Annotated in this window: 12 protein-coding genes and 1 pseudogene; 6 read left to right on the top strand and 7 right to left on the bottom strand. The window is 36.5% G+C overall.

Annotation, left to right across the window (positions count from 1 at the left end; all coding sequences use genetic code 11):
* Both tnpC and ASJ81_RS04845 read left to right on the top strand, forming a co-directional pair.
* A partial coding sequence (tnpC, locus tag ASJ81_RS04850) for an IS66 family transposase (RefSeq protein ID WP_141241584.1) occupies window positions 1–715 on the top strand: 715 nt, incomplete at its 5' end.
* The gene (locus ASJ81_RS04845; protein WP_245859810.1) at window positions 708–2,417 is read left to right on the top strand and encodes a M28 family metallopeptidase; all 1,710 of its coding nucleotides are present in this window, start codon (window positions 708–710) and stop codon (window positions 2,415–2,417) included. The genes tnpC and ASJ81_RS04845, both read left to right, overlap by 8 nt.
* Before the next feature lie 427 nt (window positions 2,418–2,844).
* On the opposite strand, the gene ASJ81_RS04840 is transcribed toward ASJ81_RS04845, so the two are convergent.
* The 4 genes from ASJ81_RS04840 to ASJ81_RS04825 form a co-directional block, all read right to left on the bottom strand.
* Window positions 2,845–3,711, bottom strand: a complete 867-nt coding sequence (locus ASJ81_RS04840) for an ABC transporter ATP-binding protein (RefSeq protein ID WP_095643499.1) — start codon at window positions 3,709–3,711, stop codon at window positions 2,845–2,847.
* 56 nt (window positions 3,712–3,767) lie between these two features.
* Window positions 3,768–4,301 carry an ABC transporter permease gene (locus ASJ81_RS04835; protein ID WP_245859812.1) on the bottom strand — a complete coding sequence of 178 codons (534 nt, stop codon included), beginning with the start codon at window positions 4,299–4,301 and terminating at the stop codon, window positions 3,768–3,770.
* A 215-nt stretch (window positions 4,302–4,516) separates the two neighbouring features.
* Window positions 4,517–4,894: a hypothetical protein gene (locus ASJ81_RS04830; RefSeq protein WP_095643497.1), complete on the bottom strand. Its 378-nt coding sequence runs from the start codon at window positions 4,892–4,894 to the stop codon at window positions 4,517–4,519.
* 243 nt (window positions 4,895–5,137) lie between these two features.
* Entirely contained in the window at window positions 5,138–5,590 is a 453-nt protein-coding gene (locus ASJ81_RS04825; protein WP_170943198.1) for a hypothetical protein, read from the bottom strand.
* 534 nt (window positions 5,591–6,124) lie between these two features.
* Between ASJ81_RS04825 and ASJ81_RS22600 the strand changes: the two genes are divergently transcribed.
* Complete coding sequence (locus ASJ81_RS22600; protein ID WP_170943197.1) at window positions 6,125–6,283, top strand: hypothetical protein; 159 nt, start codon at window positions 6,125–6,127, stop codon at window positions 6,281–6,283.
* A gap of 337 nt (window positions 6,284–6,620) precedes the next feature.
* Window positions 6,621–7,346: a winged helix-turn-helix transcriptional regulator gene (locus ASJ81_RS04815; RefSeq protein ID WP_095643495.1), complete on the top strand. Its 726-nt coding sequence runs from the start codon at window positions 6,621–6,623 to the stop codon at window positions 7,344–7,346.
* A 366-nt stretch (window positions 7,347–7,712) separates the two neighbouring features.
* On the opposite strand, the gene ASJ81_RS22595 is transcribed toward ASJ81_RS04815, so the two are convergent.
* From ASJ81_RS22595 to ASJ81_RS04805, 3 genes are all read right to left on the bottom strand, one after another.
* Window positions 7,713–7,880 (bottom strand): hypothetical protein, encoded by a 168-nt coding sequence (locus tag ASJ81_RS22595; protein ID WP_170943195.1) that lies wholly within the window; start codon window positions 7,878–7,880, stop codon window positions 7,713–7,715.
* A gap of 99 nt (window positions 7,881–7,979) precedes the next feature.
* Window positions 7,980–8,657, bottom strand: coding sequence for a hypothetical protein (locus tag ASJ81_RS04810; protein ID WP_095643494.1), 678 nt, complete (start codon window positions 8,655–8,657; stop codon window positions 7,980–7,982).
* 36 nt (window positions 8,658–8,693) lie between these two features.
* Window positions 8,694–10,019, bottom strand: a complete 1,326-nt coding sequence (locus ASJ81_RS04805; protein ID WP_095643493.1) for a C39 family peptidase — start codon at window positions 10,017–10,019, stop codon at window positions 8,694–8,696.
* 261 nt (window positions 10,020–10,280) lie between these two features.
* Here ASJ81_RS04805 and ASJ81_RS22590 point away from each other — a divergent pair, with 261 nt between their 5' ends.
* The gene (locus ASJ81_RS22590) at window positions 10,281–10,448 is read left to right on the top strand and encodes a hypothetical protein (RefSeq protein ID WP_170943196.1); all 168 of its coding nucleotides are present in this window, start codon (window positions 10,281–10,283) and stop codon (window positions 10,446–10,448) included.
* A gap of 325 nt (window positions 10,449–10,773) precedes the next feature.
* Window positions 10,774–11,095, top strand: a pseudogene (locus tag ASJ81_RS04795) (winged helix-turn-helix transcriptional regulator); the annotation flags it as partial.

The raw sequence follows: 11,095 nt of genomic DNA, 5'->3' as shown, positions 1-11,095 counted from the left end.
AGGAAAAAGACATTGGCTTCATGTAGCTTCTACTGACAAATACACCTGTTATTTTACTCATGCAAAAAGAGGATCCGAAGCTATTGATGCTATGGGAATTCTTCCAGAGTTTAAAGGGGTAGCAGTTCACGATGGATGGAAACCTTACAACAGTTATAATTGTGATCATGCTCTTTGCAATGTTCATCTCCAGAGAGAACTTACTGGAATTGAAGAGAATTATAAACAGCAATGGGCTAAAGATATGAATGAGCTGTTGTCTGAAATGAAAAAGTATGCTGATGAGTGTAAAGAGCAGGTCAAAAATCTAGATTTTGAACAAGTTAAGGCATTAGAAAAAAGGTTCAATGCTGTAGTCGCGAAAGGAATTGAAGAAAATCCACCTTCTTTAAATCCTGAAAAACGAGGAAAACGTGGTAAGAATCCAAAAACCAAAGCAAGGAATCTGCTTGATAGGTTTATAGAACATAAAGACAAGATTCTGAGATTCCTGACAGACTTGAAAGTTCCGTTTGAGAATAATCAAGCAGAAAGAGATGTCAGGATGATGAAGCTACAGCAGAAAATATCAGGAACTTTCAGAACTGCACGAGGAGCGGAAGCTTTCTGCAGAATTAGAGCATATATTTCCACAATAAGAAAGAATGGTTTACCTGTTTTAGAGGGTATTCTCGCGGCGCTCAAAGGAGCGCCGCTAACTATACCCTGTGAATAGTTACTTTTTATCTTCCTTTACGGCAGCAACAGTTGAAAATCTAGACGAAAGAGAACCATCAAGCAACTATACAGTAACACCGTCATTTGATACTAAAATCGGACCAGTTAACAAGAATGTAGACACCCTGGCGGCCTACAGTTTTGATTCCAACATGCAACATAACAATACATCTATATCTTTTGATGTTTCTCAAACCAGACTTGAAAACTCAACTCGAATTATATCTTCTTTTGGAGAACGAAAAATTGGAAGTAAAAATGCTGCTGAAGCTTTCCTATTTATAAAAGATGAAATGGAAAAAGCAGGCCTGCAGGTTTCTCCGGAAAATTTTTCCGCGAGGGTACGCACACGGGACTTCAATTACTGGAACGTAAGCGGCACAAACGTAGTGGGGATTAAAGAGGGAAAAGATCTTAAAGACGAGATTATTCTCGTAACCGCGCATTATGATTCAAGAATAATTGTACCTCCAGAGGCAGGTTTAAAGGATATTTTTGATTCTGAGATAAGAAAGCCTTATCTCTGGCCAGTCTGGTCCGACACCTATGTTTGTGAATCGGCCAACGGAACCGGAGCGGATGATAACGCAGGAGGGGTGGCCTGCATGCTTGAACTTGCAAGGGTCTTGCAGAATGAGTCTTTTGACAGGACAATATATTTCATTGCTTTTTCCGGAGAAGAATACAATCTTCTTGGCAGCCAGGCCTGGGTAGAAGCTCATCCTGAGTTGAAAGATGATATTATTTCAGTTATTAATGTGGATTCTATAGGAAGCGAACCTCTCTACATAGAATATCTTCCCCAGAATGCCTGGCTTAAATCCGTTCTTGAAAACAAGGCAAGAGACTTAGGGATCGAAATTCAATATGAAATTCCGGATTATTCAAACTTTATTCATCCTTTAATCGGAGGAGATCATGAAATCTTCTGGGAAAGCGATATCCCTGCAGTAGCAATTTGTCACCACAATGGCAGGAATTTCCACAAGTTAAGTGATACAGTTGACAATGTCGATTTTTCGGTTGTCAGGAATGCAAGTGTTCTGACTGCCAAAAGTCTCATCTATCTGGCTAGTCCTGACGAGAATCAGGCTCCATTTGTTAATGTTTCCAATCCAGAGGTCTCCGGAGCCTCATTTGAACTCCTCTATAATGTATCTGACCCAGAGGCTACTATTGAAATCTTCTTTGACAACCAGAGCCTGGGAAATCTCCAATCAGGCAGGAACTTTTCGCTTCCGAAAGGAGAACATACTATCAAAGTTCTTGCAACCGACTGTTATGGAAACAGAGGCTCTGATAGCATAAACATTGTAAATGAGGAAAAGCAAAACAGGAGTTTTGAGCCTCCAGGTCAGGAAGAAAAATACTGTGGTAATTATATAATTGGATACCCAAAAAATTTTGTGGACTCAAATAAAACTCTTTATTTTTATATGGATAATTTTGGGCCTCTGTATCCAGGGAATCTCTTGATTCTTACTCCAGGAAGTCATAACCTAAAAATATGGTCTGAAGATGAAAATGGAACTGTGTTTGTGGAGAATCGAATTTCTGATTTTAGAAAATATTCCATGGAACGAATTCAAGTAGATAACCCGATTGCTGATCGTAAAAATCCTCTTATCTTCATCTCAGGTGTATTTGTAAGTTTGGTTGTTTTTGCATTTTGTGGAAAGAGGATAAAAAAAGGTCTCTAAATTCGAAGGACTTTAAATCCGAGAAAAATAAGGCCTATATATCGTTTAAAAAACAAAAACTTTATTTATCTAACTTTTACGGTCATGTCTTTTAATCGTATCCATGAACTAGCACAGACGATAGTTATTTATATTAATATTTTTTAGTTTCCCATATACCATGTGACTGTCTTATCGCATTTTTCAACAAATTAAGATCATAAGATATTACAGCTGAATTCAGATTTTATGCAGATTAACTTTTACTGATGCCGAAATATTGCTTCACCTTAGGTACACAAGACTGAGACTTTATTTTAAAACCATGGTTTTTTGATATGATCAATTGTAAACTAACTATAAACGCTTGAGATGTGAGAACCCAGGTTGGAACCTAAACTCCTTTCGAGATAAAAAAATGGGAACTTCCTGCCCAAAAGTTTAAGGTTTATTCCAGTGCATTAAAAAATGCGTCTTCTAATGAAAGAGAATTTTCCATAAGTTTAAAAACCTGCCCTCCACTTTCGACAATTAGTCTATTAATTTCCGGTTTGACATCTTTATTAGAGTTTACGAAAATTTCCATGATATGTTTGGATTTCAGTTCAGTTTTTACGACAAACTCTAGACTCTCAATTAAATGAACTATTTTAGAAGATAGATTGTAAATTCCAACTGTAATTACCCCACTAGACTCAATATGGCGGATTTTTTCAATTGTACTTTCAGCGATAAGCTTGCCTTTATCCAGAATTCCGACATAGGTACAAATCTCCTGTATTTCCAGAAGGTTATGGGATGAAAGAAATAGCGTGATCCCATTGTTATTGCATTCACGAAGGATTTGCCGGATTTGCCGGATTCCAACAGGGTCGAGACCATTAGTAGGCTCATCAAGAATCAGTACTTTTGGACTATTCAAAAGAGCCTGAGCAATTCCCAGTCGTGTTTTCATGCCATGGGAAAAATAGCCTACTTTTTTGAACATTTCATTTCCAAGCCCAACCTGATCCAATAAAACCCTTGATTGTTCCAGGCTCTCTTTTTTACTCAGGCCTTTTAATCTCCCGTAGTATACCATATGGCTTAAGGCTGTTCGTTCATCATAAAAGCCGGAATCCTGAGGGACTAGGCCCAGAATCTGTTTAATTTTTCCTGATTCGGAAGATAGTTCCATACCGTCAACAAAAATTTGCCCTTGCGTAGGTGTTGAAAGCCCTGACAGTAATTTTATTGTAGTTGTTTTTCCGGCACCATTCTGGCCCAAAAAACCATAGATACTTCCTTTTTCTACATTCAGGGAAAGACTTTCCAGAACAAAGCGAGATCCATATTTTTTGTACAGGTTTTTGGTAGAAATAGCCGCAGTAATTAGAAATCCCTCCTTTTAATAGCTATCAAACTCATGGACAAAAAGACCAGTATGTACAGGAACATTGAAAATAGGCTTTCAAAAACCGTGAGGTATCCAGCTTCAACCGGGAAGCCTTTCATAAACTCCATGTTTTTAATCCCGTAAAAAAAAGGGGTGATATATTTTAGATAACTTTCATTTCCCTGTAAAATGAAAAATATCAAAATCCCAAGAAAGACTACAGACATTGTAAATGAAATTTTGTTGTTTGTAGACAATATTGAGATCAATAAAAAAATACTTATGAAGCATCCCAGATAAAGGCTTGAGGAAATCCAAAATAAAATAATACTTTCGAAATGAAAGGTGTTTCCTCCAGAATACTGATATATCAGGCTTATAAGTGCAATTCCGGAGGAGATGGACGTAAATACCAGTAATAGAAATAAAAATTTTCCTAAGATAAAAGATGATCTGTGGACCTTCGAGAGAATGTATCTTACAGACCCGGTTTCAGTTTCACTGCTTACGATATCAAAAGATGCTATCATAGTCATAAAAGGTCCGATAGATAATACCATCTGATAAGAAATCAAAGTATACGGGATGCCGCCGGAATTTGAAAAGAAAAGGAATAGATAGCTAGTACTATAGTGCATTGCTAGGAAACAAAGAAAGATAAAAATTCCGCCAAAAAGCCATACATATCTACTTTTTGAACCCCTAAATGTTTCGTCTTCCCCAATAACCTGTACTTCAGAAAAATTCATAATCCTTCATCCTGTTTATTCCTGCTTAGGTTGGAGGCAACAAATGCTCCAAAGGACCCGATTATTGAATAGAAAAAGACCATAACGAGCGCAAAGCCGATGAGAGTAGACAAAGCTATACTCCCATATTGTAACGCAAGCTTTCCATCGGAGGTAAATAAAAATACTAAAATCCAGCCAATCAGATTATACGTAAATATTGAAAAAAAAGCATATTTTTCCGAGCCTTTGCCTATTTTTTTACCAATTAATGTACCTACAATAACCGCACCTATAATCCCTCCGTATGTTGGATCAAGCCCTAAAAATTCAAAAAATCCGAATAATACAAGCCCAATCACTATTCCTATAAACAATAAATTTCCAGTTTTCATAGTACCACTTTTAAAAAATGCTGGGTTTAAACCCAGCAAAATATATTCAATTTAAAGATTTTTAGTATTTAGGTCGTTAACTAATACATGACTGATATTTTCAGATATCGTCTCCACACAGTTTTTTCTTGCGTTTCTATGCTAATACAACAAGCCAGCTCCAGTAACTCCCAAAATATGGGAAAACAGGAGGCTATAAACTGCATTTTGATTTCTGTGAGGTAGTATCAATCAACTAGTAAATTACCAGTATCCATATTGAATAAGAAAGCTTTTCGCGCTATTTGCCGCGCTGACCAGTTTGTTGTATACCCATGTGGCAAGAACTGAAGCCCAATAAGCTGCTAGGTTCAATGAGATGACTATGCCTTGTTTTAGATAATTGCACCCTGTTACAATGTTATTATTTCTAAATGCACTAGCACTTTGAGAAAGTTTATTTTGAGCCGTGCCAATTCTACTATCATCTACATACTGATCTAGCGTCCAAAGTGCTGCAGTCAGCACATCACAAACCTCTTCACCAAGTACTGAAATCGTTGATGTTGGTGTTATTTGACCATTGATATCAATGATCGCTTCTAATTTGTCTGCTGATTCTGTCTCCGCCTGCGCACTCACAGCCGGTACGAAAGCAATACTCACAAGAAGTATTGCTGCAAATATTGCACTTATTCCACTTTTATTCTTAATCATCTGCCTTGACTCTGGTCCAAAATCCAGTGATTTTTGCATTTTTCGATTGAAACACTGAATTTGCGGGAAGAATTCTTTCTTCTATAAACTCACTATTCGATATCTAAAGACTTCAATCAAGAGGATGTATTCAAAGGATTGTGTCCATTTTCAAAATCTAGTGATTTTTAATTCTACGTTCATCACTGGATTTTGGTACTGAGTCTCTGCCTTACTCCTTATTTTTTTAGGAGGCAGAAACAGAAAAGCCTTAAGTACCCTTAAAACTAATATTTTCCTGCCTCCGGGCAATGTGGAGTTCGAATAAACCTTCCAGAGAGAATTTGAACTCCACCAAACATTAATTTTAATGTTTATATTTTTCTAGGAACTTACTCTTATAATTAATTTGTGACCAAATCATCCAACTGAAAGTATAATTAAATCTAAATTTGAATTTTTTTAGATTTATAGATATATTTGCTAGACAATTGGATAATTTTACCATAAAATTTAAGTAAGCTCTTTTAATAAATGTTAACAGGAGAGCCAAAAATGCCAAGAAAGATATTATTTGTTATATTGGCAACCCTGATTTTTTTGTCTGCCACTACAGCAACAGCAGCTGAAAATGTGAAAAAAGTAAAAACCTCAAGCAACTATATCGTAGCATCTTCACATGATACTGAAATTTGTATGTTGACACAGATATAGGTATTATGACAGTTTATGATTCCGTCAGTCAGGGAGAAATAAATCTACATGGAAAAAACGTAGGTAATGGTCTTACCCTTCTGGCTGTAAATCTTAATTGGGGAGATTCGACAGACTCTCTTCGCTTAAAATATATACTCCTAGTGGCTCAGTGCTAGGTTCTTACTATGATAAATGCTGATGGAGCAGTTAACGGGAGAATTCGCCTGAATATTCAAAATTCAAATGGTATTTAAACGGGAACCTGGAAGTATGAAGTATATGGGAACAGGGTGACCGGAAAAGAAGATTATACAATCTGAATTTACAAACAAATTAATCAAGTTACGGGCCAACTATGTTGAAAAAGAGCTTACTTTTTATTCTTTTCCTGAGTACCCTAGGTATAACCAGTGCAGACACCGGAGGATATACCGTTGGTCCCTGCCCACCCGATGAAGAACTTGAAAAATTGGGCGATGCTGTTGACATGAGCGGGGCGGACAGGACGCTTACCTTCTGGGAGTTTCCATTATCATTCAAGATAGCTTATATATTGGGATACCTGGTTGCTTTCGTTTCCTTCTTTAAATTAGTTCCTATAATTCTTGGTCAGATATGGAGCCTAAGTAAAAAGGTTACTCAAGTGAAAATTATTAATTATGTTCTGAGTAAGCCAGGGTGTACACCATCTGAAATATCAAGAAACCTGAAAATTAGCCTGGGGTCTATAAGATATCAGATCACAACACTCAAAGCTGAAGGGGTATTGACCTTAACAAAGGAAGGAAAATTTACAAGAGTGTTTCAAAATTCCAATGCTTTCACAAAAAACGATAAAATAATAATATCACATCTTAAAGGCAGTACAAGAAAACAGATACTACTTAATATTCTGGAAAATCCTGAGATTACAAATCAGGAAATTTCAGAAAAGTTGAACTTAGACAAAAGCACTACTCACTGGCATATAAAAAAATTAAGGGAAGACAATGTTATTTTCTCTGAAGTAGAAGGTAAGTTTACAAAATATTTTGTGAATCCGGCTGTGGAGCCGGAGTTGCTGAAATGGCTCAAATATTGAAACGGCTCAAATATAAACTTTGAGCAGCCTTTTCGAAGCTCTCAAATTAGAGTTTTAATTTAAAAATTTATCTCCTTTTTCACTATCTGTGGATGTATATATTTTCTTATATTAGGTTGCTAATAGGATAGCACAGAACTGGTTGGAAATAAGAATAAATATGGGAGATCTTTATAAAAACGATTGTCAATTAGATCTGGATTTTTTAGAGCTAATTTGATAACCTCTATCCGCGAATTAGCACAGACGACAGTGTTTATATTAGTATTTTTTAGTTTCCCATATTCATGTGACTATCTTATCGCATTTTTCAACAAATGATCCAGATAACCCGATTACTGAATAGAAAAAACCATAATAACCAAGTTATATATAAATATTAAAAAAAGCATACTTCTCCGAGCCTTTGCCTATGGTTTTACCAATTAATGAACCTACAATAATCGCATCTATAATTCTACCGTATGTTAGATCAAGCCCTACAAACTCAAAAAATCCGAATAGCACAAGCTCAATCACTGTTCCTATAAACAATAATTTCCGATCTTCACGATCTCACATTCCAATGATATACCACTAGCGTTACCATAAGGTAACGGTTCATCGAGTCTATTTTTAGAAGTTCATCCTTTCTTAAAACCACGAAAATAAAATATTGTCCTTTTCTTTTTTATTCCCTGGTTTTAAGCTATCAACTTTCCCTTCTCCATTAGCCATATAATAAGACTCAGCAATCAATTTCTTTAGTTCTGTTGCTTCTTTAGTTAGATTAGTTGTGTTACTAACTCCGTAATAAACTACGAAATAATCGTCTCTCCCTTTAAGGAAAGGTTTCTCGTACACTAGAAAGTATCCTGAGGTTTCTGGACTTTTATACCCTGTTACATTAAAAGAGTAAGGCCCATAAATGGGACCCCATGCGTTTTCAGCTTCACGCCTTTCAATTACCTCTTGAAGTTCTTCACTAATATTCAGTTCCTGATAGAATACGTTACCGTTTTCTTCCAAATAATGATAAAGTGTATCTTCCCCTTTTAAGAACTCAGATTCATCGTCAAAGTACCAAACATTTATTAATTTTTCTTGAGAGTAGTTTCCTGCATTACAGTAAGGGGAAATCTTTGGAAAAAGTGATGTGCAACCCTGTTCATTCCCTTGCCAGGCTCCTGGAATATACCATCCTGGCATACCCTCTGAGGGAGGCAGTCCTGGGCCAATTGGAATAACGTCGAAAATAAGCCATACTCCAAGGAGAGCAATTATCAAAAACACTAAAAGGGCTATCTTTTTATTCACTTTCTTAGAAAACATTTGCCTGCCCCAATTCAAGAAAAATATAATGGGTGGTTAAGGCCTCACCCATGTTGCCATAGCTCCAGTCCAGCTCCCAAATGCTAAGTAATGTACGTTACTTGTATCCCATGTATCATGTAAGTATACGTAATCTTGATTTCCATCATAATATCCTATGCAAGTTACACTATGCTCGCCATATGGCTGAGTGTAACCATTACCTGTCCCTCCATTTAGCATGCTGAGCACGAAAGGTTTATTCGCATTCACCTCGGTTTTTACCTCAGTCCATGAAACATAGATATCATTGGATGCATCAAAGTTATCATATCCATGGTTATTGCAAACCGTCTCTATACCATCATCAATTTTATATGGCCAAGTTGATCCACTTCCCGGCCAATCTGTGCCCATCGCATATGCTAATTCTCTTACTAGGTCATATCCCGTTACTAGGTAAGAATATCCGTGGCTGGCCCAATACCCTAATACCATCCCAGACGCAGTTGGAGAACAACCATAGTACCACTTATACTTAGGCACGCCACTGATTGATTTTGAACTAGAAGACGTAGAATAACTTGAGGGGTCAGTCATTTCTTTTTCTAGGGTAATCCATTGTGCATTTGCGTCTTTCTTTCTTATTTCTTGTTGATGTTGTAAATATGTATTGTTAAAATAGTAGTTTTTCTTATCTGGAATATTTACATTTGACTCATTAAAGTCTACTATGGTTGAAAATGGTAAATCTACTATTACTTTTTCTTTGGCTCTACCTTTTTTATCGGTTAGGGTATACTCAGCGTAGTAAAATGTTGGGCTTAAATAAAGAGGTTTCATCTCTCCAATAACCGGTTCTTCCTTGTCAGTACTCTCTAGTTTTATCTCGTTAGCGCGTTCTTGTACTAATGATTTTGAACGTGTTGTAAATTCTGGTATTTCATTAAGTATCTTGCCTTTTGAAAACTCCAGAACTGGATAGTTATCCTTTGTCGCTGAAATGAAAATATATCCCACTTGTTGATTATTTTCTACAATGTTGAATGAATATGCTGACTTTTTGTTATCAAGATTGTAATAAACCGTGGATAATTTTACAGTTGCATTTGCCCATTCTGAAAAATTAGATAAAGATCCAGAAATCTCTTTTATAGAGTAAGATGCAACTTCTTCAGCTATATCCACGCTGACCGCATTTGATGTGTCAGTCCCATTTGATTCTTCCTGTGCATTCACAGAAGGCAAAAAAGCTAAACCAACAATCAATATTGCCGCAAATATTACATCTATTCCACTTTTTTTCTTAATCATTTGTATAACTCCTAGTTGTTTTCCTAGGAGGCAGACCAAGTAAGCCTTAAGTACTCTTAAAGCTAACACCAATCATGCCTCCGGGCAATGTGGAGTTCGAATAAACCTTCCAGAGAGAATTTGAGCTCCACTGAACATCTTTTTAAATGTTCATATTTTTCTAGAAACTTACTCTTATAACTAATTTGTGACCAAATCATCCAACTGAAAGTTTAATCAAACTTAAATTTGAGTTTCTTAAGATTTATAGGTCCATTTGCTAGATAATTGGACGATTTGCCATAAAATTTAAGTAAGCTCTTTTGATAAGTGTTAACAGGAGAGTCGAAAATGCCAAGAAAGATATTGTTTGTTATATTAGCAACCCTGCTTTTTTTATCTGCCACTACAGCGGCAGCAGCTGAAAATGTGGAAAAAGCAAAAATCTCAAGCAACTATATCGTAGCATCTTTACATGATACTGAAATTGTATCGTTGACACAGATAGAGGTATTATGACAGTTTATGGTTTCTTCAGTCAGGAAGGGACAAATCTGCATGAAAAATGTAGATCGCGGCCTGACACTTCTGGTTGTTGATCTTAACTGGGAAGATTCGACTGCTTCACTACGGTTCAAGATATACTCCTAGTGGCTCAGTGCTAGGTTCTTACCATGATAAATGCTGATGGAGCAGTTAACGGGAGAATTCGCCTGAATATTCAAAATTCAAATGGTATTTAAACGGGAATCTGGAAGTATGAAGTATATGGGAACAGGGTGACCGGAAAAGAAGATTATACAATCTGAATTTACAAACAAATTAATCAAGTTGCGGGCCAACTATGTTGAAAAAGAGCTTACTTTTTATTCTTTTCCTGAGTACCCTAGGTATAACCAGTGCAGACACCGGAGGATATACCGTTGGTCCCTGCCTACCCGATGAAGAACTTGAAAAATTGGGCGATGCTGTTGACATGAGTGGTGCTGACGTGACGTACTCATTCTGGGAATTTCCTTTGTCAATCAAAATCGCTTACATAATCGGGTATTTGACTATTTTCTTTTCCTTTTTCAAACTGGCTCCCATAATTCTTGGTCAGATATGGAGTCTAAGTAAAAAGGTTACTCAAGTGAAAATTATTAATTATGTTCTGAGTAAGCCAG

Origin of the sequence: Methanosarcina spelaei (genome assembly GCF_002287235.1) — an archaeon.
In the GTDB taxonomy this organism is placed as follows: Archaea; Halobacteriota; Methanosarcinia; order Methanosarcinales; family Methanosarcinaceae; genus Methanosarcina; species Methanosarcina spelaei.
This window is presented reverse-complemented; position numbering and strand designations above follow the sequence as displayed.

What these genes read in the sequence shown, in the direction of transcription:
- ASJ81_RS04815 (WP_095643495.1), top strand. Translation starts at nt 6,621, where the DNA reads ATGTTGAAAAAGAGCTTACTTTTTATTCTTTTCCTGAGTACCCTAGGT.
- ASJ81_RS04825 (WP_170943198.1), bottom strand. Translation starts at nt 5,590, where the DNA reads ATGATTAAGAATAAAAGTGGAATAAGTGCAATATTTGCAGCAATACTT.
- ASJ81_RS04835 (WP_245859812.1), bottom strand. Translation starts at nt 4,301, where the DNA reads ATGATAGCATCTTTTGATATCGTAAGCAGTGAAACTGAAACCGGGTCT.
- ASJ81_RS04810 (WP_095643494.1), bottom strand. Translation starts at nt 8,657, where the DNA reads ATGTTTTCTAAGAAAGTGAATAAAAAGATAGCCCTTTTAGTGTTTTTG.
- ASJ81_RS04830 (WP_095643497.1), bottom strand. Translation starts at nt 4,894, where the DNA reads ATGAAAACTGGAAATTTATTGTTTATAGGAATAGTGATTGGGCTTGTA.
- ASJ81_RS22600 (WP_170943197.1), top strand. Translation starts at nt 6,125, where the DNA reads ATGCCAAGAAAGATATTATTTGTTATATTGGCAACCCTGATTTTTTTG.
- ASJ81_RS22590 (WP_170943196.1), top strand. Translation starts at nt 10,281, where the DNA reads ATGCCAAGAAAGATATTGTTTGTTATATTAGCAACCCTGCTTTTTTTA.